This window comes from Microbacterium sp. B19(2022), assembly GCF_012030385.1.
Classification (GTDB): domain Bacteria; phylum Actinomycetota; class Actinomycetes; order Actinomycetales; family Microbacteriaceae; genus Microbacterium; species Microbacterium oxydans_B.
In genome coordinates this window covers 1-20075 of record NZ_JAAUVO010000004.1, presented here as the reverse complement: position 1 = coordinate 20075, position 20075 = coordinate 1, and the positions used below count along the sequence as shown (strand labels likewise).

Sequence of the window (20075 nt, the reverse complement as noted above, 5' to 3'; positions counted from 1 at the left end):
CTCTCTAGACTGGGGAGCATGGTCGCATTCACCAAGGGTCACGGCACGGGCAACGACTTCATCATCATCGCCGACCCCGACGGGGCGCTCGATCTCACGGTGGAGCAAGTCGCAGTGCTGTGTGACCGCCACTTCGGGATCGGTGCCGACGGCATCCTCCGGGTCGTGCGGTCGGCCTCCATCGCCGACGGTGCTGCAGCGCTGGCGGAGGAACCCGCAGCCGAGTGGTTTATGGACTATCGCAACGCCGACGGGTCGATCGCGGAGATGTGCGGCAACGGCATCCGGGTCTTCGCGCACTATCTCGTACGGGCAGGTCTCGCGACCATCGAACCGGGAGCGACGCTCCCGATCGGTACCCGCGCCGGTGTGCGCGACGTGACGCGCAGCGCGACTGGATACCAGGTCGACCTCGGCCGGTGGAAGCTCTCCGGCGACGATCCGCTGGTGCGGGTCGACGGTCTTCCGGTCACGCGTCCTGGTCTCGGAATCGATGTGGGCAATCCTCACGTGATCGTGGCAATCGCGTCGGAGCACGAGCTCGGCTTGCTCGACCTGCACCGTGCGCCGGACCTCGATCCCGTTCTGCCCGCCGGTGCCAACGTCGAGTTCGTGGTTCCGGGCGAGCCGTTGGTTCGTGACGGAGTCGGGCACGTGCGCATGCGCGTGTTCGAGCGCGGCGTCGGTGAGACCCTCAGCTGTGGAACCGGTGTGGCTGCCACCGCACTCGCCGTCCGCTACTGGGCGGGGGAGAACGCCCCGAGCAACTGGCAGGTCGAGGTGCCGGGAGGAACGCTCGGAGTGCGGATGTTCCCGGCAGAAGACGGAGAGCACGTCGCCCTGTCGGGTCCGGCTCAACTCGTCTTCAGCGGAGAGATCGAACTGCTCTGACCGAAGCCGGATGGCCTCATCGTCGCCGGGGCGGCCCGCTCAAGATCGAAGCGGTCAGAGTCCGTACAGTGTGATCGGCTCGGTCGGCGGCGTTCCGTGCTTGCGTACCTTGAGGATGCGGTAGCCCTTGCCCGTGGCGGTGCGGAAGACGCTGTATCCGGGCTGGAACGTGGAACCGATCCAGCGCTGCAGCGAATCGGCGCCGAGATTGCGCTGGACCACGAGCCAGGCATCGCTGCGTTCGTCGAGCCTCGGTATCCACCGCTCGAGCAGCCCGTGCAGTTCGTTCTTGCCGACGCGGATGGGCGGATTCGAACGGATCGTGCGGAACGAGACGTGCTCGGGAACATCGTCGGGTAGAGATGCGTTGACATTGGTGAGCCCGAGGGATGCTGCGTTGCGGCGCACCAGATCGAGGGCCCGCTCATTCACATCGACGGCCCAGATCGTCGCATGCGGAGCGGCGAGGGCCATCGAGATGCTGACGGGGCCCCAGCCGCTGCCGAGGTCGAGAAGATTGCCTCCCGGGGGAACCGGGGGCATGTTGGCGAGAAGCACTGCAGTGCCGGCATCCAGCCGATCCGGGCTGAAGACGCCACCGGCGGTGGTGACTTCCAGCTCTCGGCCTGCGAGTGATACACGGATCCTGCGCAGATTCTCGGGGCTTGCCGGGGCCGCAGTGAAGTAGTGGTCTGACCCCATACGGTGAGCGTACCGGACAGCGCGGGCTAAGGTTAAGGCTCGCTACAAAACCCCCAGAGACAAGGAACGGATGACGGATACCACGACACCCTCCAACGGCGACGAGACGGTCGATCGCGTGCTCGCGAACGCAGAGAAGCGCTCCGACGTGCACGTGTTCGGGGCAGCGCAGGCGCTGCAGGACGAGTCGACCGCTGCGCACACCAGCACGGACGGGGCTCAATGGGATCTCGAAGACCGTCACGCCCTTCGCCGCGTCGGTGGACTCTCGACAGAGCTCGAGGACGTCACCGAGGTCGAGTACCGACAGCTTCGCCTGGAGAACGTCGTCCTCGTCGGTGTGTACCCGCAGGGTGCGCAGGAGGATGCCGAGAACTCGCTGCGTGAGCTCGCCGCACTGGCCGAGACCGCGGGTGCCGTCGTGCTCGATGGCGTGCTGCAGCGTCGCCCCCACCCGGATGCTGCCACGTATCTCGGACGCGGCAAGGCGCAGGAACTCAAGGACATCGTCGCTGCCGTCGGAGCCGATACAGTCATCGCCGATACCGAACTCGCGCCGAGCCAGCGACGCGCGCTCGAGGATGTCGTCAAGGTGAAGGTCATCGACCGCACGACCGTGATCCTCGACATCTTCAGCCAGCACGCGAAGAGCAGGGAGGGCAAGGCGCAGGTCGAGCTCGCCCAGCTCGAGTATCTGCTCCCTCGTCTTCGTGGCTGGGGTGACTCCATGAGTCGCCAGGCCGGTGGCCAGGTCGGCGCCGGTGGTGCGGGCATGGGATCCCGTGGCCCCGGTGAGACCAAGATCGAGCTCGATCGGCGACGGATCCGCACCAAGATGGCGCTCCTCCGTCGGCAGATCCGTGACTTCGGACCGGCTCGTGAAGCGAAGCGTGCGGAGCGCAAACGCAACACCATCCCCTCGGTGGCGATCGCCGGCTACACCAACGCAGGCAAGTCGAGTCTGCTCAATGCGCTCACCAGTGCCGGCGTCCTGGTCGAGAACGCGCTGTTCGCGACGTTGGACGCGACCGTGCGCCGTTCGGAGACCGAAGACGGCCGTGTCTACACGCTGACCGACACCGTCGGTTTCGTCCGCAACCTCCCGCATCAGCTCGTCGAGGCCTTCCGCTCGACGTTGGAGGAGGTCGGAGAGGCGGACGTGGTGCTTCACGTCGTCGATGCGTCGCACCCCGATCCGGCCGGGCAGCTGCAGACGGTGCGCGACGTACTCGGCGATGTCGGCGTGCGAGATCTGCCCGAGATCGTCGTCTTCAACAAGGCTGACCTGATCGATGACGACGAGCGCCTGGTGCTCCGCGGTCTGCAGCCGCATGCGCACTTCGTGTCGTCGCGGTCCGGTGAGGGAATCGCCGAGCTGCGTGCCGTCATCGAGGAAGCCCTCCCGAAGCCCGCGATCGAGATCCACGCGGTGATCCCCTATGACCGCGGTGACCTCGTGGCAGCCATCCATGAGACGGGGATGCTCCTCGAGGTGGAGCATCGAGAGGCGGGCACCGCTGTGCACGCACGGGTGTCCGAACGCCTCGCGGCAGAACTCGCGCCCTTCACCGTCGAAGGCTGACGGGCTCAGCGGGCGAGGAAGCGCGCCTCGACCGTCGCGGAGATGATGATCTCCTCCGGCTCGTATTCCATGGCCGGGGCTGCGTCGGCGGCGAATGCGACGCCTCCGCGGGCCTTCATCATCGGTGCACCCGGCATCGGCTGTCCGCTCGAGATGAGGCCGACATCGGCGATCTCGAGCGGCGTGACCTCGTCGAGTCCGAGAGCCCCCGCATACGCCTTGGCGCGAGTCACGGCGACGCTGACGGCTTCGGCGGCCACCTCGCGCTCCACCTGTGTTCGGGTCACAGGGGTGAGGTGCCAGTCCACCCAGCCCACTTCGACGCCGTCCCAGGGCGAGACGTCCGAAACCCATATCGACAGCTCCGACGCCTCTGCGAACGTCGCCGTGAAGTCGATGCTCGCGTAGTACACGGGGGCGAGGCGCTTCCCGTCGTTGTTCCAGGGACGCTCGGCTCGCACGGAGAGTCGTTTGCTGGTCCAGTCGACGACGCTGCCCGCGTCAGCCCGCTCGGTGATGCTGCCGCGCACGGGCTCGGCCAACCGCATCACGTGCTCGACGACCGTCGTGCGCTCCGAGCCCTCCGCCCGCACGCTGACCCGGATGGTGGCGCGCTCCGGCGCGATGCGCGCCTCGTGTTCGCCGCGGACTGTGACGGTGACTTCGCTCATGCGCCGACTCTACGCCAGCACTCCGGGCACCTGCGGAATGGCGGAGAGCCGGTGAACGTTGTAGTCTGTGATGCTCGGGTGTTCGTCGCCCGGGATGGTAATTCCACAGTGTGACAGCGGCTCCTTCGAGAGAAGGACCACGGGGCTGATCGGTTTCGACAGCGCCTGTGAATCCACGAGAAGCGGGCCGAGGATGCAGAGTTATCTCGTTAACGCTCTCTGCAAAAAAATAGTTGCCGAAACCAAGCGCAACGACTTCGCCCTCGCTGCATAAGCGAGCCCGATAGTCCGTCAGGCCGTATGTGATTCCGATACGGATCCTGGCGTCATTTAGGAATCTTGCTGCGTGATGGCGTCTGGACGTCACGTGGGACTCTTCCCAGGCTGGGCTTGTCGACTTAGGTGTCTGTGACAAAGGTCGGAGCCGAGTAGAACGTCTTCACAGACTGCGCCCGGAGAAGGCGTGGAGACTCAGCGTTGGACGGGGGTTCGATTCCCCCCAGCTCCACCAGGTCGCTGTCACTGAAAAGAAGCCCCGTGCACTCCTACCAGGAGGTCACGGGGCTTCTTCGTGTGCGGACCCGGGTGTCACTCCACCGTCTGTGTGTACGGCACCGTCAGCACGGCATCCGCATACTCGGGCGCTGCTGCGGTGAGCGCGATCACAGGCACGGACCATACACACGTCGAGGAAGCGCGAAAGACCTCCGCTCGTTTCGACGGGGGACCTATATTGAGGTCTGTGGAATCGACCCCCGAAACTGTCGCGACCGGTCTCACCCGAGCGGAGGTCGCCGAACGCGTCGCGAATGGGAAGACGAACGCGTTCGTGGCGGACACGAGCCGCAGCGCATGGAGCATCGTGCGTGCGAACGTCTTCACGCTGTTCAATGGCATCGTCTTCGCGTGCTTCTTCATCCTCTTCCTGGTCGGGCGGTGGCAGGATGCGCTCTTCGGGCTCGCCGCCTTCGCGAACGCCATCATCGGCTGTGTTCAGGAGTTCCGAGCGAAGTCTGCTCTCGACCGCTTGGCGCTGATGAATGCACCGCGCGCCCTGGTGCTCAGGGAAGGTGCGGAGGCGGAGGTCGCCCCCACCGAGGTCGTCCTCGACGACGTGCTGGTCTTGCGAGCCGGCGAGCAGGTGCCGGCCGACGCCCGAATACTCACGGCGCGCGGGCTGCAGATCGATGAGTCGATGCTCACCGGCGAGTCCGACCCGGTGGAGAAGCAGCCGGGCGACGAGGCGCTCTCCGGAGCGGTGGTCGTCGCGGGGGAGGGCACCGCGCAGGCAACGCGTGTGGGTGCCGACTCGTATGCCAACCACTTCGCGGGTGAAGCGAAGCGTTTCTCGCTCGTCTCCAGCGAGCTCCGCTCGTCGGTCAACCGAGTACTGAAGTGGGTGAGCTGGGTGATCGGACCGGTGGGGCTGCTCGTCCTGAACGCGCAGATCATCGTCACGGGCGGGTACGCCACCGTGTTCTCCAGCGGCGCCTGGGTCCAGGCCGTCGTGAACACGATCGCCGCGTTGACGGCGATGATCCCCCTCGGACTGGTGCTCATGACGAGCATCGCATTCGCCGTCGGTGCGTCGAAACTGGCGCGCAGGCAGGTTCTGGTGAATGAGCTGCCCGCGGTCGAAGGGCTCGCCCGGGTCGACGTCGTGTGTCTCGACAAGACCGGCACCCTCACCGTGGGGGAGATCGGGTTCGACGAAGCCCACGGACTCGCCGGCCTCACATCGGAGCGTGCGGAGGCGGCAGCGGCGGCGCTCGGCTGGTACGCCGCGTCTCCGGATGCGAACGCCACGGCGCGCTCGATGCGAGCGGCGTATCCGGCCGCGTCTCCGCTCACGGTCGCGGAGTACATCCCCTTCTCGTCCGTGCGCAAGTGGAGCGCGGTCTCCTTCGACGAGATCGCCGGGACCTGGGTGATGGGTGCACCGGAGATGGTGTTCGGCGATGCCGCGACATCGGACGAGACCGAACTCGGACGCTCGGTCACCGCCCTCGCAGAGACCGGCCGTCGCACACTGGTCCTCGGTCACTCGGAATCGGCGCTGTCCGAGGCTGATGTGGATGCCGAGCGGCTTCCGGGTGGTGTGGCCGCGGCCATCGTCCTCACCTTCCGCGAGCAGGTGCGCCCCGACGCCGCACAGACCCTCGAGTACTTCGCCCGGCAGGATGTCGGGATCCGGATCATCTCGGGTGACAACCCGCGCACGGTCGCGGCGATCGCGCGTGAGGTGGGAGTGGACGTCACCGAGGGTTTCGATGCACGTCGTCTTCCTGACGATGACGCCGAACTGGCAGACGTGCTCGAGACGCACACGGTGTTCGGACGCGTCTCACCCGAGCAGAAGAAGCGCATGGTCTCGGCCCTGCAGAGCCGCGGGCACACCGTGGCGATGACCGGAGACGGCGTCAATGATGCCCTCGCGATCAAGGCCGCCGACATCGGTATCGCGATGAACTCGGGCTCGCCCGCCACGAAGGCGGTGGCGCGGCTGGTGCTGCTCGACGGGCAGTTCTCGCACCTGCCCGATGTCGTCGCGGAAGGACGTCAGGTCATCGCGAACATCGAACGCGTCTCGATGCTCTTCCTGAACAAGACCGTGTACGCCACACTTCTCGCGATCATCTTCGGGGTGTTCGTGCTCGAGTTCCCGTTCCTCCCGCGTCAGCTCTCCATCACCGACGGCCTCACGATCGGCATCCCCGCGTTCTTCCTCGCGCTCATGCCCAACGCGGCACGCTATGTGCCCGGATTCCTCCGGCGATCGTTGAGCTTCGCCATTCCCTCGGGGATCATCGTGGCGCTCGGTCTCACGTGGTTCACCTTCGTCGCGCGCGGGCTCGACGCGCACGAGGAGCAGCTGCGCACCGGAGCGACCGTCATCCTCGCCGTCGTCGGCATCTGGGTGCTCGCCGTGCTCGCCCGCCCCCTCAACCGCTTCAAGGTGCTGGTCGTGGGTGCGATGTTCATCCTGCTCATCGCCGTGTTCTCGCTTCCCCTCGCGCGACAGTTCTTCGTCCTCGTCGATCCGGGGGAAGACCTCGCGATCGCGCTCACCGGGATCACGATCGTGATGATCGCGGCGATCGAGGTCGTGCGCATCGTGCATCGTCGGCTCGTCCTGAGAGAGGAGCCGGCCTCGGCGCCCGCGCGAGCACCCGAGCCGGGCATCGGAGTCGATCGTGGCCTGGCGACGGTCATCACGACCACGGTCGCCGTGCTCTCCTACGTATTCGGAGTCCTCGCCACGGGCTTCGGCATCCTGGTCTTCCTCGGACGTTACGACCCGGACGTGAGCGCCTCCGCGTTCTCGCTCACGGGCGCGGCCATCGCGCTGTTCGGTCTTCTCGTGTTCGCGGTCGCGGCCGGTATCCGCCGGGGCAGTGGTCTCTCGCGGCTGTTGCTCACGATCTTCCTCGGGGTCGTGATCGCACTCAGCGCGATCGTGCTCGTCTTCGGAGATCGGTGGGACTGGGGAGCAGCCGCCACTGCCGTGGTCGCTGCCCTGATCGTCGTCCTGCTCTGGACCCCACCGGTCGCCCGGGGATTCCGGCCCGTCCTCGAGAGTTCGATGGGGAGCGCGGCACCGTAGTGACGTCGTGACCTCGAGCGGCGCTCAGTCGGTCCATTCGACAAGGATCAGTCCTTGCCGCGTGTCGGCGAACCGCACCCATCCGTCGCCGAACAGATAGGTCATCCCGTAGCCGTCCTCATCGAGACCCATCGCGTACCGCGGATCCTCTGTGACGTACACGCCGTCCGCGCCTGCTTCCCGCTTCCACCCCTCAGCAAGCAGACCCTCCTGAGCCTGAGTGGCTTCCTCCATGCTCAGAGCCGCCCACCCGTAGAGCTGGCCGTGGTCGGACGCAACGCTGTAGTCGGCCCAGAAACACAGCAGCCCGTTGGTGAGCTCCACCCCGCCGACGACGAACTCCTTCGACTGCGCGGTCCATCCCATATCCGTGAACACAGAAACCGTTCCCGCCGAGATCATGGATTCGCAGGTGAGCTCGGCAGGAGCCTCCGGGACGCTCGAGTTCACCGGCTCGGGGCTCGGTGCCGGGCTTGGAGCGACGGCGTTCGATGTGGGTGAGGCCGGCGGATCCGCAGGTGCTCCGCACGCTGTCAGAGCGACGAGCTGCAACAGTGAGCCTGCTGCGGCGGTCATGATGCGGGGGGTCATCGTGGCCTCATGGTTCGGATCAGTCGTGCATGAGCTTCAGGAACTCTTCGTGGAGCGTGCCGTTGGTGGCGAGTGTCGAGCGCGCCGATATCGTCTCGGCTCCGTCGGCGGCGGTCATCCGCCCTCCGGCCTCCCGGATGATCGGCACGGCCGCGGCGATGTCGTATTCCTTGACGTCGAATTCGGCGACCATATCGATCCGTCCCTCGGCGAGAAGCATGTAGGAGTACACGTCGCCGTAGGCGCGATCCCGCCAGACGCGTGCCGCGACCCTGAGCAGACTGTCGAGCCGTCCCGCGTCGGACCACTGCGCGATGCTCTGGAAGCTCACGCTGGCATCGTCGAGCGATGACACGGCGGACACCTGGAGTCGGCGGGGATCGCCCTCGGTGGCCGTCCAGGAGCCTTCGCCGGTGGCTCCCCACCAGCGTCTGCCGAGTGCCGGCATGCTGACGACACCGACCTGGGGAACGCCATCGATCGCCAGGGCGATCATCGTGCCCCACAGGGGAACGCCGCGGAGGAAGTTGGCCGTGCCATCGATCGGGTCGATGATCCACTGGCGATGCGTGCCGCCCTGCGCGCCGAACTCCTCACCGAAGATGCCATCGTCGGGTCGTTCGGTTTCGAGGATGGTGCGGATCGCACGCTCCGTCGCGAGGTCGGCGTCGGTGACATGCGAGTTGTCGGCCTTGGTCGAGATCTCGAGGTCGGCCGCATCGAAACGCGGGAGCGACTGGGCGTCGGCGGCGTCGGCGAGGCGGAGCGCGAGGGCGATATCGCTGCGCAGGTCGTCAGTGTGAGGGGAGGCGGTCACGCTCTCAGGATAGTCGGCCGAATAGCGGGCGCTGAGGGCCGAAGGGCCATGTTTCCGCGCACGACGGAGACCGGCACGCCCGGGCCCGCCTCGATTTCGCATGGGGCCGGTCGGCTGGTAATGTAATTCCTCGGTCGGGGTTATCCCGGGCCACGCACCTCTAGCTCAATCGGCAGAGCAACTGACTCTTAATCAGTGGGTTCTCGGTTCAAGTCCGAGGGGGTGCACGGATCAGCCTCAGAAACTCTCGCCAGTTTCTGGGGCTTTTCTGCTTTCTTGTGCACGCGGTCCGCTTGTCGATCCGGATAGCCCGGCGAAGTCCAGGTTTCTGAGGACTTTCAGAGAATGCCGCTATACCGCGTAATGGGCTCTTGTCGACGCCGTCTCTCACACGGGGACAACCGCGTCATCGCCGTCGGATGCGTCGCTGCGAAGCAGCACGGCCGAGGCGGTGGGGCTTCGACAAGAAACTGGGGAACACCGTGTACAGACGTAATCGGCGCGCGCGATCGCGCCGCACATCCATCACGCTCGTCGCCGCCGCTGCGGCGGCACTCACCGCTGTGGTGACGGGCATGGGCGCCACCGCGGCCACCGCTGCCGAGTACGACCATCCGGCGGCCATCGATCCCGCATCGATCACGGTGACCACCGTGGATGGCGATGAGACTCTGGCGCAATTCGATCAGGTGCGCGTGGGCGCGGACTGGTCGGTGCCGGATGGCGCTCTCGGCGGCGAGACGTTCGGGTTTACGCTTCCGAGCCAATTCGCTCGGTCCGGCCTGTCATTCTCGGTCCCCGCGACCGAGGACCCGACGGAGATCGTCGCCGAGTGCGCCGTCAGCAGCGACGCGGCACCGGTCGTGACCTGCACCCTCACGGACTACGTGAACGGCCGCACCGGCGTGAACGGCTCGCTGTGGTTCCTCGCCAGCGCGGACGAGCAGAGCACGGAAACGACTCTGGAGTTCGTCATCGACGGCAAGACCACCCGGGTCGAGACCCCCGGGGGTGGGATCACGCCTGTGGCGCCGCTGCCCACGGAACCTCAGAAGGTGTCGTGGCAGACGGACGACGGCAACATCGCGTGGCAGATCGAGCTTCCGGGGTCCAGCTTTCCCGGGGTCGAGTCGATCATCGTCGACGACGTGCTGACCGCACCGAACAGCGAGGTCGCCGAGCACCACAACGAAGACGGTCAACTCGTGGTCTGGAGCACCGACGCCGACCAGCAGGACTACCGGACGATCACGAACTGGGCGGGTGCGTGGAACGAGGACGGCACGGCGTTCCATCTCGAGATCCCTGGTGCGATCGATCCCGCGCGGATGTACTTCGTCAAGTACTTCACGGTACCGAGCACTCAGGCGGACGGGACCTCATTCAGCAATGTCGCCAACGTCAACGGAGTGGTGCTGCAGGACCGAGAGGTATGGCAGGTCACGGGTGGCGGCACCGGAGACGGAACCGCCACCGGTGCGTTCACCCTGACCAAGGCTGTGGGCGGCTCCGGAGCGACGGATGTGCCGGCCGACGCCGAGTACACGGTCCGCTACAGCTACGGCGACCCGGCGGTCGAGAAGACCATCGCCGTGATCGCAGGAGCGACGACCGCTCCCGTTCGCCTCCCCGCCGGCACCGTTGTCACGCTCGAGGAGCTGACCCCGCCGGCCATCGACGGCATCGAATGGGGTGCGCCGGTGTTCTCGGGCACCGGAGTGCGCGCGACCGCAGACGGCGGGGCACAGATCACCGTCTACGGGGGTTCGACGCTCGCGATCACGCTCACCAACACCGCGACGGCGAAGCCGCCAGTGGTGCCGCCGGCCACGCCTCCCACGCCGGAGACTCCCGCGACGCCGCCGACGGATGTGACGCCTCCGACGGAGCTGCCGTTGACCGCCGGTTCCCTCGCCACGACCGGTGGCGATGTGCCGGCGGTCATGCTCTGGGGCGCCGGTGGCGCGCTTCTGCTCGGCGTCGCGCTCACCACTCTGGCCGCCGTACGCGCTCGACGACGCGAGACCCAGGGCTGATCCGGGCACTGGGGTCGATGTCGTCGGAGCAGAAGCTCCGCGGCGTCGGCCCCGCGGCGGTGGTGGGGAGTCACGCGGCTGCAGACCGCCTCCGTAGGTCGTGGGTCAGCCTCAAGCCACGGCGATGACCGTGCCTCCGGTGATGAGTCGCAGCTGGTCGAACGTGAGCGGCATGACGGTGTGCGGGTGGCCGGCTGCCGCCCACAGCTCGTCGTGGCGCTGGAGCGCGTCGTCGAGGAAGGTGCGCAGCGGGGTCGGATGTCCGACCGGTGCGACGCCGCCGATGGCCTGGCCGGTGGCCGCGCGGACGACGGACGCCGGTGCCATCGATACTTCGCGCGCGCCGATGCTGGCGGTGAGCACGGCGAGTTCCGCCCGGTGGCCGCCGCTGGTCATGACGAGAACCGGCTCTCCGTCGGCGATGAACACGAGGCTGTTGGCGATAGCGGCGACGTCGCATCCGATCGCCGCGGCCGCGGCCGCCGCGGTGCGCGCCGAGTCCGGCAGGACGCGGATGGTGGTGTCGACCCCTGCATCCACAAGGTGCTGCTGCACGAGTCTGCTGCGCTCGGGAAGGGGCGTTTCTTCGCTCATCGCCCCACGATATCGGAGGGGGATGTCGGTGCCGGATCGGGCGTCAGCGGCCGATCCGGCACCGACATGACGCCTCAGGCGGCGTCGCCCACGAGGATCGCCGCGGCATCCTCAGCGGCGGCGTCTTCAGGCTCGTCGTCGATGTGCGCGAGCACGCGCCGGCCGAGGAACACCGTCAGCGCTGCGATGAGGACAGACGCCGCCGCGAACAGGTATGGCACTGTCGCGTTGAACGCGTGCCACAGGAGCGCCGCGATCGGAGGAGCCATCGCGCCACCGAGGAAACGCACCGCGGAGTAGGCGGAGGAAGCGACGGAGCGGGGGAGGTCCGTCGCCTCCATGACCGCTTCGGTCAGCACGGTGTTCATCACACCGAGCAGCAGACCGCCGATGACGATGCAGGTGACGAGGGCGGCCGCGTTCCCGACCACGAGCCCGGCGGCGACGAGGTCGAGTGCGAGCAGAGGGAGCACCACGAGGATGATCCGCGTGCGCGGCATGCGGCGCATCAGCACCGGCGCCACCCAGACGCTCGTGACCGCGAGAGCGACCCCCCAGCCGAAGAATGTGAACCCGATTCCCATTGCGCCGAAGCCCAGGGGGAACGGCGAGAACGCCAGCAGCACGAAGAAGCCGATGTTGTAGAACAGTGCGGCGACCGCGAGGATCGCGAGGGCGGGGCGTCGGAGCGCCGAGAACGGGGCGGAGAAGGGCACCGGTACCCGCTTCTCGCCCGGTCCGCGCAAGAGCACGAGCACGGCGACGAAGGCGATCGCCATCAGCACGACGACGCCAAAGAACGGGCCGCGCCAGCTCTGCTCGCCGAGGAGGCCGCCGAGCAGGGGGCCGACAGCGATGCCGAGGCCGAGTGCCGCTTCATACAGGATGATCGCGGCGCTGCTCCCGCCGGATGCCGACCCGACGATCGTCGCGAGGGCGGTCGAGATGAACAGTGCATTGCCGAGTCCCCAGCCGGCACGGAAGCCGATGACGGCATCGACGCTGCCGCTCAGAGCACACAGGAGGGCGAAGACGACGATGAGCGCGAGCCCGATGAGCAGGGTGGTCTTGGCGCCGATGCGGCTGGAGATCCAGCTGGTCACCAGCATGGCGAGGCCGGTCACCAACAGGTAACTGGTGAAGAGGAGTTCGGTCTCCACCGGCGACGCCTGGAGCGACTCCGCGATCGCGGGGAGGATCGGATCGACGAGTCCGATGCCCATGAAGGCGACGACGCATGCGAAGGCGACGGCCCAGACCTGCGCCGGCTGCTTCCACACCGAGGGGGTGGCGGTGTTGTTCACCGAGATTCTCCTGTTCGTTCCGTGGCGGTGTGCGCAGCGAGGATCTCCGCCGCGCGGGTGAGAGCGGACCAGTCGTCGTCGTTCAGCGCGGCGAACCGCGGCGCGAGGATCTCGCGGAACTCTGCGCGCCAGGCAGCGACGGCGGCAGCGCCCTGAGAGGTGATGTCGACGACGGTCGCTCGCGAATCGTCCGGGTCGGGGGAGCGGAGCACGAGCCCCTCACGCTCCAGCATGCCGAGGAGGCGGGTCATGCCGGGCTGAGTGGTACGCGCTGCGGCGGCCAGCTCGCCCACGCGCCTGGCACCCTCCTGCTCGAGGAGGCTCAGCACCCGCCACTGCGCGGCGGGCGCGTCGTTGCCGGCATCCTGCGCCGCGATGCGGCCCAGAGCGTAGCCGGAGAGCACCAGTGATGCGACGACATCCGAACGATTCATACCATCGAGTATATACCAGATGGTATGTACTTACTTCTAACGTCGGGCGTTCGCTATCCGCGCCGAGAGCTGATGGGCGTGCGCCAACAGGGTTCGACCCAGCTCCGCCATCCGATCCGGACCGAAGCGGAACTCGACTCCGGTCAGACTGAGCGCCCACTCCGGGCGTCCGGATCGATCGAAGACCGCGGCGCCGATGCCCCAGCTGCCCTCGACGATCAAGCCGGGGTTGACGGCGTATCCGCGTTCCTTGGTCTCGGCCAATCGGGTGCGCAGCGCGCGGGGGCGGTGTGTGGGCCCCCACGCGCTCTCGAGGTCGGGGTGCCGCTCCAGATACGTGTCCACATCATGGTCAGGGAGGAACGCCAGGATTGCGAGACCCGCGCTGGCGACGCCGAGGGGGAACCTCACGCCCTCGCTCAGGACGAAGGAGCGGATGGGGAAGGAGCCTTCCTCCCGAAGCAGGCACACCGTCTCATCCGCTCGCCGCACGGAGAAGAACGCGCTCTCCTCAGTCTTGACCGCCAGCGACCGGACGATGTCCCGCGCGAGGGCGGTCACGTCGTAGCGCGCAGCGGCAACCGAGCCCATCAGAAACAGCTCGGGGCCGGGCATCCAGCGGGTGCTGTCCTCGTCGCGGTCGACGAGGCCCTCGAGTTTGAGTGCACTGAGCAAGCGATGGGCGGTCGAGCGCGACAGCTCGGCAGCACGTGCGAGATCTTGGAGGGAGGCGCCGTCCGCACCGGCGGCCGTCACGAGCCGGAGCAGGCGCGCGGCCCGAGCGATGGCCTGTGCGCCGGGGACGGAGCGCGCGGTCGATTCCATATCGTGGACGCTATCTCCGTATCTGCCCACATGGCAAGACCCGACGGTTGCGCCACGGACCGAAGAGCGGATGCTGGAGTGAGGCACGATTTCGAAGGAGCAGACGTGATCGACAAGCAATGGGACTCGGCAGCGCACGCCGTGTCCGACATCCCGGACGGAGCCTCGCTGGCGGTCGGTGGCTTCGGGTTGTCCGGCAACCCGATCGCGCTCATCGAAGCCCTGCTGGAGCAGGGCACGAAAGACCTCAGCGTCGTGAGCAACAACTGCGGGGTCGACGACTGGGGACTCGGGGTCCTGCTCGGCGCGCAGCGCATCCGCAAGATGACGTCGTCGTACGTGGGGGAGAACAAGGAGTTCGAGCGTCAGTTCCTGAGCGGCGAACTCGAGCTCGAACTCACGCCGCAGGGCACGCTGGCCGAAAAGCTCCGGGCCGGGGGATCGGGGATCGCGGCCTTCTACACGCAGACGGGTGTCGGCACCCAGGTCGCAGAAGGCGGGCTGCCCCGCCGGTACAACGCGGACGGCACGATCGCCGTCGCCTCCCCGGTGAAGGACGTCCGAACATTCGAGGTCGATGGCTCGCCGACGGACTTCGTGCTGGAGGAGGCGATCACCACGGACTTCTCGCTCGTGCACGCTTCCCGCGGCGATCGCCACGGGAACCTCGTCTTCAACAAGGCGGCGCGCAACTTCAACCCGCTGGCCGCGATGGCCGGACGCATCTGCATCGCTCAGGTCGAACAGCTCGTGGAGCCGGGCGACCTCGATCCGGACAGCATCCATCTTCCCGGTGTCTTCGTGCATCGCATCGTCGAGGTGGGCACGGACATCCCCAAGCGCATCGAGCGACGCACCGTCGCCGTGGAAGGAGCCTGAAATGGCACTCACACGAGACCAGATGGCGGCCCGCGCGGCAGCCGAGCTGGAGGACGGTTCCTACGTCAACCTCGGAATCGGCCTGCCGACGCTCGTTCCGAACCACGTGTCGAGCGACATCACGGTGGTGCTCCAATCTGAGAACGGGATTCTCGGCGTCGGGCCCTATCCGCACGAGGACGCCGTGGACCCCGACCTCATCAACGCGGGCAAAGAGACGGTCACGACCCTGCCCGGTGCGGCGTTCTTCGACTCGGCCACCAGCTTCGGGATGATCCGCGGCGGCAAGATCGACGCCGCGATCCTCGGCGCGATGCAGGTCTCGACGAGCGGTGATCTCGCGAACTGGATGATCCCGGGCAAGATGGTGAAGGGTCCCGGCGGTGCCATGGATCTCGTGCACGGTGCCGCTCGGGTGATCGTTCTGATGGAGCACGTGGCCAGGGACGGATCGCCCAAGATCGTGGACGAGTGCTCGCTGCCGCTGACCGGTCGCGGCGTGGTAGACCGGATCATCACGGACCTGGCCGTCATCGACGTCACCCCCGAGGGGCTGACGCTCGTCGAGACAGCCCCCGGAGTGAGCGTGGACGAGGTCATCGCCGCCACCCAGCCGACGCTCACCATCCATCCGGATCTCCTCCACGAAAGGACCTCGCACCATGACTGACAACGACATCGTCATCGTCGCCGCCGCCCGGACCCCGCAGGGGCGACTGAAAGGCCAGCTGGGGGCCTTCACCGCTCCTCAACTCGGATCCTTCGCGATCCGGGGCGCGCTGGAGCAGGGCTCCGTCGACCCCGGAGATGTCGACGCGGTGATCGTCGGACAGGTGCTGGCGGCAGGCTCCGGCCAGAATGCTGCTCGGCAGGCAGCGATCGGCGCCGGGATCGGCTGGGACGTTCCCGCCCACTCCGTGAACAAGGTGTGTCTGTCGGGCTTGACCGCGATCATCGACGCCGCCCGGATGATCCGTACCGGCGACGCGTCCGTCGTCGTCGCCGCCGGGATGGAGTCGATGACGCGGGCACCGCACATGCTGATGGGGTCCCGCGACGGTTGGACATACGGCAGCGTCGAGGTGCTCGATCACATGGCCTACGACGGTCTGACCGACGCCTACGACCGGGAGAGCATGGGCGCGTCGACGGAGCGCCACAACGAGCGATACGAGCTCACTCGGGAGGCGCAGGATCGCGTGGCCGCACTGTCGCATCAACGAGCGGCCGCGGCGCAGGAAGCGGGAGTGTTCGAGGCCGAGATCGTCGCCGTCGCCGTGCCCCAGCGCCGGGGCGAGCCGGTTCGCGTGACGAAGGATGAAGGGGTGCGCCCCGACACCACCGTCGAAACTCTCGGCGGTCTGCGGGCGGCCTTCGCGGAGGGCGGATCGATCACGGCGGGGAACTCGTCACAGATCTCCGACGGCGCATCGGCCGTGGTCATCACGACGCGGCGCGCGGCCGAAACCAAGGGCTGGTCGGTACTTGCCACCGTCGGCGCCAGCGGCCAGACAGCCGGTCCCGACAACTCGTTGCAGGCCCAGCCGGCGCGCGCGATCGAGCGCGCGTGCGAGAAGCAGGGCATCGCCCCCTCGGACCTCGATCTCGTGGAGATCAACGAGGCGTTCGGTGCGGTCGTGGCCCGCTCGCAGGTCGAGCTCGGGTTGGACGAGGCCATCGTGAACATCCACGGCGGAGGGATCGCGATCGGGCACCCGATCGGCGCATCCGGTAACCGACTCGTGGTGCACGCCGTTCACGAGCTCGCGCGTCGCGGAGGGGGAACGGCCGCCGTCGGGCTGTGCGGCGGTGGCGGTCAGGGCGAGGCGCTGATCCTCACACGGTGAACGATGCGCTCGGGGCGCACGGTGTCAGTGCCGTGCGTCCTTGGCGTGATCCTGAGTGTCGGCGAGGGCCTTCTGCGAGCGGAACTGGAGTCGCTGAGCCTTCTTCGCCTTCTTGACCGACTGCGGCGAGTCGGCGTCGACGAGCACCCCGCGTCGCTCGCGGTTCATGTCGATCACCGCGCCGACGGCGAGCGCCATCGTGATGCCCCAGCTCAGCCAGGACAGCAGGGAGCGCCAGGTGATCGGCTGCTCGCGGGTGCCGCGTAGCAGCGAGACCCCTGCAGAGATCGCAGCGACGAGTCCGGTGCTGAAGAGGTAGCGCATGCCCCCACGCTACCTTCCCGCACCCCAGGTCGTACCGAGCCTTGACAAGCCCTCCCTGATCCTGTCAGGGGAGTAGGTCGTGAAAGACAGGCGGAGCGTCCGCAGATCGGGCGTTCCCGCGTAGAACGAGGCACCGGGCACGTATGCGACGTCGTTGGCCAGGGCGCGTCCGAGCGATTCGGCGGCATCCATACCCTCAGGCAGCCGTGCCCAGACGAACATGCCGCCGTCGGGACGGTTCCAGGTGCTGCCGGTCGGCAGAACGGTGGGCAGGGCGTCGAGCATCGCGTCGCGCCGGGCGGAGTAGGCCTCACGGATGCGCGTGAGCGCGGGCTCCCCACGACCCGAGAGGAGGTAGTGGGCAGCTGCGGCCTGGTCGATGGTGGAGGTGTGGAGGTCGGCGGCCTGCTTCGCGATCGTCACAGCGGGGCGGATATCAGGGGTCGTGCGGATCCATCCGATGCGCAGTCCCGGGGCGATCACTTTCGAGAAGCTGCCGAGGCCGATCACGTGCTCCGGTGCGAGCTCGGCCAGTGAGGGGAGGGTCTCACCCGAATACCGCAGTTGGCGGTAGGGCTCGTCCTCGACGATGCGGAACCCCCGCCGCTGTGCGATGGCGGCGATGTGCCGACGGGCATCGAGTCCGTGCGTGCGTCCGGTGGGATTCTGGAAGGTGGGGACCGTATAGAGGAACTTCGGGCTGTGCTCGGCGGCCAGCCGGTCCAGTGCTTCGAGATCCAGCTCGTCGCCGTCATAGGGGACGCCGATGACCCGAGCCCCGGCCAGCGCGAAGGTCTGCAGGGCCGCGAGGTAGCACGGTTCCTCGACCAGGATCGTGTCGCCGGGATCGAGAAGCGTCGTCGAGATCAGGCCGAGCCCCTGCTGCGAACCCGTCGTGATGATGAGGTCGGATGCCGCGGTGGGCAATCCGTCCGCGGAGTAGCGCCGGGCGACTTCCTCCCGGAGCCGGGCGTCTCCCTCGGACGTGGAGTACTGGAGCACAGTGGGGGAGTCGAGGACCGCGTCGAACGCCGCCCGGATGCCGACGACGTCGAACAGCTCGGGCGCGGGGAGGCCGCCGGCGAACGAGATGACCTCCGGGCGCTCGGTCAGTGCGAGAAGGTCGCGCACCGGCGAGGTCTTGGCGTTTCCTGCGCGCTGCGAACGCGGAGGGAGGGCGAGTGCGGCGGCAGCGGCATGCGGGGCAGTGGTCAACGGAGGTTCTTCCTCGGAGGAGTGAGTGCGGGGACAGCGGTGCGGCGGTGTCGCCCAGGATAGACCCGTCTCGAAACACCGATCTCCCGGCTGCTTCCCGGGCGCATCCGCTATCCTGGGGTCGTCGCGGCTCGCCCGCGGCCGCACAAACCGTGTATCTACCGGCCGTCGGCATCCCCGGCGGACAGCGGCGGCACCCGACATCGCGTCTTCGACGCGCGAGAGCCATGACACGCGCATCAGCACCCCCGCAGATCACCGAGCCGAGCCCGAGCCTTCTCCGTCTCGCCGGATTCCCCTACTTCCTCATCGCCTTCATCGCGCGACTTCCGTTCGCCATGATGGTCGTCGGCGTCCTGACCGTCGTCGTCTCGGCCCGCGGCTCGCTCTCGCTGGGTGGGCTCACATCGGCCGCCGTCGGTCTGGGAACGGCGTGCTTCGGCCCCCTTCTCGGTGCTGCCGCCGACCGGTTCGGCCAGCGGGTGGTCCTGGTCGTGCTCGCACTGGCCAACGGCGCGATGCTCCTGCTCTTCACCTTCGTGGTCTACGGGGGAGCCGCAGACGGCTTCGTGCTGTTGGCGGCGGTCGGGATCGGCGCCACGGCACCGCAGGTCGCGCCGCTCTCGCGCTCACGTCTGGTCACGATCATCGCCGATCGGATGCCGGAGGCGCGCCGCGCGAAGACCGTCTCCGGGACGATGGCCTACGAGTCCGCGGCGGATGAGACCGTCTTCGTCTTCGGCCCCTTCCTGGTCGGCATCCTGGCGTCCGCATTCGCGCCCTGGGCCCCGTTGGTGGGCGCCGCCGTGCTCACCGTCGTCTTCGTCGGCGCGTTCGCGCTGCACCCCAGCGGACGTCACGTGTCGCAGGACCGCGACGCCGACGGCAGGGCCCCGTCAGCGGTCTCGGAGCTGTTCCGGCCGCAGCTGCTCATCGTCGTCCTCGGCATCCTGGGCGTCGGGATCTTCTTCGGGACGATGCTGACGTCGCTGACGTCGTTCATGGCGGACCGCGGTGCGCCCGAGCAGGCCGGACTGCTCTACGGCGTGATGGGCGTCGGGTCGGCGGTGCTCGCGCTGGGCGTCGCCTGGCTTCCTCCGTCGTTCTCGATGCGCGCACGGTGGCTCGTCTTCTCCGGCATCCTGCTGGCTGGAACACTCCTGCTCGGCCTCGTCGACTCGCCCGGCACGATGATGCTGGCGCTGGCGATCATGGGAATCGGGATCGGACCCACCCTGGTCACGCAATACAGCTTCGGTGCCGCCCGCAGCCCGCGTGGACGTTCGGCGACGGTGATGACGATGCTGGGCTCCGGCGTCGTGGTCGGGCAGTCGATCGGTGCGGCAGTGGCCGGCGAGATCGCCGAGAACGTCGGAACATCCGCCGCACTCCTGCTGCCGATGATCGCCGCGTTCATCGCCTTCGGAGCGGGAGTGGCGAACTGGGTTCTCAGCGGCGAGAGGCGAGGTCGTTCGTCGGTGACCGCCTGACCTCGGGCGACGGTATTCCGTGATCCTGGGTAGGTTGGATTCCATCGTTGATGTGAGGAGTCCCACTTGACCGCCGCAGATTTCGTCGTCGTCGCCAACCGCCTGCCGGTCGACCGGGTGGAGGGACCTGACGGCGAGGAAGTCTGGCGCACGTCTCCCGGTGGGCTCGTCGCCGCCCTCGAGCCGATGATGCGCAACGTGCACGGCGCGTGGGCTGTCTCTTATAGACATCTGACGCTGCCTACGAACGCGCCAGTGTAGATCACGGT

The 20075-nt window shown here is 67.7% G+C and carries 18 protein-coding genes, 1 tRNA gene, 1 other RNA gene and 1 pseudogene; 11 read left to right on the top strand and 10 right to left on the bottom strand.

What is annotated here, in order from left to right:
• Window positions 1–18 precede the first annotated feature (18 nt).
• The gene (gene dapF, locus HCX50_RS04415; RefSeq protein ID WP_167633162.1) at window positions 19–891 is read left to right on the top strand and encodes a diaminopimelate epimerase; all 873 of its coding nucleotides are present in this window, start codon (window positions 19–21) and stop codon (window positions 889–891) included.
• 54 nt (window positions 892–945) lie between these two features.
• Here dapF and HCX50_RS04410 read toward each other — a convergent pair whose 3' ends face one another.
• The gene (locus tag HCX50_RS04410; RefSeq protein ID WP_167633161.1) at window positions 946–1593 is read right to left on the bottom strand and encodes a class I SAM-dependent methyltransferase; all 648 of its coding nucleotides are present in this window, start codon (window positions 1591–1593) and stop codon (window positions 946–948) included.
• 70 nt (window positions 1594–1663) lie between these two features.
• Here HCX50_RS04410 and hflX point away from each other — a divergent pair, with 70 nt between their 5' ends.
• Window positions 1664–3175 carry a GTPase HflX gene (gene hflX / locus HCX50_RS04405; RefSeq protein WP_167633160.1) on the top strand — a complete coding sequence of 504 codons (1512 nt, stop codon included), beginning with the start codon at window positions 1664–1666 and terminating at the stop codon, window positions 3173–3175.
• 5 nt (window positions 3176–3180) lie between these two features.
• On the opposite strand, the gene HCX50_RS04400 is transcribed toward hflX, so the two are convergent.
• Window positions 3181–3846, bottom strand: a complete 666-nt coding sequence (locus HCX50_RS04400) for an SIMPL domain-containing protein (RefSeq protein ID WP_091033470.1) — start codon at window positions 3844–3846, stop codon at window positions 3181–3183.
• 141 nt (window positions 3847–3987) lie between these two features.
• On the opposite strand from HCX50_RS04400, the gene ssrA reads away from it, so the two are divergent.
• Window positions 3988–4357: a transfer-messenger RNA gene (gene ssrA, locus HCX50_RS04395) on the top strand.
• Window positions 4358–4588: 231 nt separating this feature from the next.
• The gene (locus tag HCX50_RS04390) at window positions 4589–7450 is read left to right on the top strand and encodes an HAD-IC family P-type ATPase (RefSeq protein ID WP_337748982.1); all 2862 of its coding nucleotides are present in this window, start codon (window positions 4589–4591) and stop codon (window positions 7448–7450) included.
• A 24-nt stretch (window positions 7451–7474) separates the two neighbouring features.
• On the opposite strand, the gene HCX50_RS04385 is transcribed toward HCX50_RS04390, so the two are convergent.
• Together HCX50_RS04385 and HCX50_RS04380 are read right to left on the bottom strand one after the other, a co-directional pair.
• Window positions 7475–8041, bottom strand: coding sequence for a hypothetical protein (locus HCX50_RS04385; protein ID WP_167633159.1), 567 nt, complete (start codon window positions 8039–8041; stop codon window positions 7475–7477).
• Between the two features lie 19 nt (window positions 8042–8060).
• Window positions 8061–8858: an inositol monophosphatase family protein gene (locus HCX50_RS04380; protein ID WP_337748981.1), complete on the bottom strand. Its 798-nt coding sequence runs from the start codon at window positions 8856–8858 to the stop codon at window positions 8061–8063.
• A 154-nt stretch (window positions 8859–9012) separates the two neighbouring features.
• Here HCX50_RS04380 and HCX50_RS04375 point away from each other — a divergent pair.
• A tRNA-Lys gene (locus tag HCX50_RS04375) sits at window positions 9013–9085 on the top strand.
• Window positions 9086–9340: 255 nt separating this feature from the next.
• A complete protein-coding gene (locus tag HCX50_RS04370; RefSeq protein WP_167633157.1) occupies window positions 9341–10894 on the top strand; it encodes a DUF5979 domain-containing protein in 1554 nt (517 codons plus the stop codon).
• Between the two features lie 111 nt (window positions 10895–11005).
• Here HCX50_RS04370 and HCX50_RS04365 read toward each other — a convergent pair whose 3' ends face one another.
• The 4 genes from HCX50_RS04365 to HCX50_RS04350 form a co-directional block, all read right to left on the bottom strand.
• Window positions 11006–11488 (bottom strand): YbaK/EbsC family protein, encoded by a 483-nt coding sequence (locus HCX50_RS04365; protein WP_167633156.1) that lies wholly within the window; start codon window positions 11486–11488, stop codon window positions 11006–11008.
• Between the two features lie 74 nt (window positions 11489–11562).
• Window positions 11563–12792 carry an MFS transporter gene (locus tag HCX50_RS04360; protein ID WP_167633155.1) on the bottom strand — a complete coding sequence of 410 codons (1230 nt, stop codon included), beginning with the start codon at window positions 12790–12792 and terminating at the stop codon, window positions 11563–11565.
• A complete protein-coding gene (locus HCX50_RS04355) occupies window positions 12789–13226 on the bottom strand; it encodes a MarR family winged helix-turn-helix transcriptional regulator (protein WP_167633154.1) in 438 nt (145 codons plus the stop codon). Before HCX50_RS04355 ends, HCX50_RS04360 begins: the two co-directional genes overlap by 4 nt.
• Before the next feature lie 36 nt (window positions 13227–13262).
• Complete coding sequence (locus HCX50_RS04350) at window positions 13263–14051, bottom strand: IclR family transcriptional regulator (RefSeq protein WP_091033453.1); 789 nt, start codon at window positions 14049–14051, stop codon at window positions 13263–13265.
• Window positions 14052–14156: 105 nt separating this feature from the next.
• Here HCX50_RS04350 and HCX50_RS04345 point away from each other — a divergent pair, with 105 nt between their 5' ends.
• The 3 genes from HCX50_RS04345 to HCX50_RS04335 are packed head-to-tail and all read left to right on the top strand — an operon-like array spanning window position 14157 to window position 16777.
• Window positions 14157–14930, top strand: a complete 774-nt coding sequence (locus tag HCX50_RS04345; protein WP_167633153.1) for a 3-oxoacid CoA-transferase subunit A — start codon at window positions 14157–14159, stop codon at window positions 14928–14930.
• 1 nt (window position 14931) lies between these two features.
• Complete coding sequence (locus tag HCX50_RS04340; protein WP_205828788.1) at window positions 14932–15600, top strand: CoA transferase subunit B; 669 nt, start codon at window positions 14932–14934, stop codon at window positions 15598–15600.
• Window positions 15593–16777 (top strand): acetyl-CoA C-acetyltransferase, encoded by a 1185-nt coding sequence (locus tag HCX50_RS04335; protein ID WP_167633152.1) that lies wholly within the window; start codon window positions 15593–15595, stop codon window positions 16775–16777. The genes HCX50_RS04340 and HCX50_RS04335 overlap by 8 nt, the downstream gene beginning before the upstream one ends.
• A 24-nt stretch (window positions 16778–16801) precedes the next feature.
• Here the strand turns inward: HCX50_RS04335 and HCX50_RS04330 are convergent, their stop codons facing one another.
• Window positions 16802–17101: a hypothetical protein gene (locus HCX50_RS04330; RefSeq protein WP_029263584.1), complete on the bottom strand. Its 300-nt coding sequence runs from the start codon at window positions 17099–17101 to the stop codon at window positions 16802–16804.
• 9 nt (window positions 17102–17110) lie between these two features.
• Window positions 17111–18316, bottom strand: a complete 1206-nt coding sequence (locus tag HCX50_RS04325; RefSeq protein ID WP_237682344.1) for an aminotransferase-like domain-containing protein — start codon at window positions 18314–18316, stop codon at window positions 17111–17113.
• 227 nt (window positions 18317–18543) lie between these two features.
• On the opposite strand from HCX50_RS04325, the gene HCX50_RS04320 reads away from it, so the two are divergent.
• The gene (locus tag HCX50_RS04320; RefSeq protein ID WP_167633151.1) at window positions 18544–19806 is read left to right on the top strand and encodes an MFS transporter; all 1263 of its coding nucleotides are present in this window, start codon (window positions 18544–18546) and stop codon (window positions 19804–19806) included.
• 66 nt (window positions 19807–19872) lie between these two features.
• Window positions 19873–20019 (top strand): annotated as a pseudogene (locus tag HCX50_RS04315) (trehalose-6-phosphate synthase); the annotation flags it as partial.
• Window positions 20020–20075: the final 56 nt, after the last annotated feature.

What these genes read in the sequence shown, in the direction of transcription:
- dapF (WP_167633162.1), top strand. Translation starts at nt 19, where the DNA reads ATGGTCGCATTCACCAAGGGTCACGGCACGGGCAACGACTTCATCATC.
- HCX50_RS04410 (WP_167633161.1), bottom strand. Translation starts at nt 1,593, where the DNA reads ATGGGGTCAGACCACTACTTCACTGCGGCCCCGGCAAGCCCCGAGAAT.
- hflX (WP_167633160.1), top strand. Translation starts at nt 1,664, where the DNA reads ATGACGGATACCACGACACCCTCCAACGGCGACGAGACGGTCGATCGC.
- HCX50_RS04400 (WP_091033470.1), bottom strand. Translation starts at nt 3,846, where the DNA reads ATGAGCGAAGTCACCGTCACAGTCCGCGGCGAACACGAGGCGCGCATC.
- HCX50_RS04385 (WP_167633159.1), bottom strand. Translation starts at nt 8,041, where the DNA reads ATGACCCCCCGCATCATGACCGCCGCAGCAGGCTCACTGTTGCAGCTC.
- HCX50_RS04365 (WP_167633156.1), bottom strand. Translation starts at nt 11,488, where the DNA reads ATGAGCGAAGAAACGCCCCTTCCCGAGCGCAGCAGACTCGTGCAGCAG.
- HCX50_RS04355 (WP_167633154.1), bottom strand. Translation starts at nt 13,226, where the DNA reads ATGAATCGTTCGGATGTCGTCGCATCACTGGTGCTCTCCGGCTACGCT.
- HCX50_RS04350 (WP_091033453.1), bottom strand. Translation starts at nt 14,051, where the DNA reads ATGGAATCGACCGCGCGCTCCGTCCCCGGCGCACAGGCCATCGCTCGG.
- HCX50_RS04340 (WP_205828788.1), top strand. Translation starts at nt 14,932, where the DNA reads ATGGCACTCACACGAGACCAGATGGCGGCCCGCGCGGCAGCCGAGCTG.
- HCX50_RS04335 (WP_167633152.1), top strand. Translation starts at nt 15,593, where the DNA reads ATGACTGACAACGACATCGTCATCGTCGCCGCCGCCCGGACCCCGCAG.
- HCX50_RS04330 (WP_029263584.1), bottom strand. Translation starts at nt 17,101, where the DNA reads ATGCGCTACCTCTTCAGCACCGGACTCGTCGCTGCGATCTCTGCAGGG.
- HCX50_RS04320 (WP_167633151.1), top strand. Translation starts at nt 18,544, where the DNA reads ATGACACGCGCATCAGCACCCCCGCAGATCACCGAGCCGAGCCCGAGC.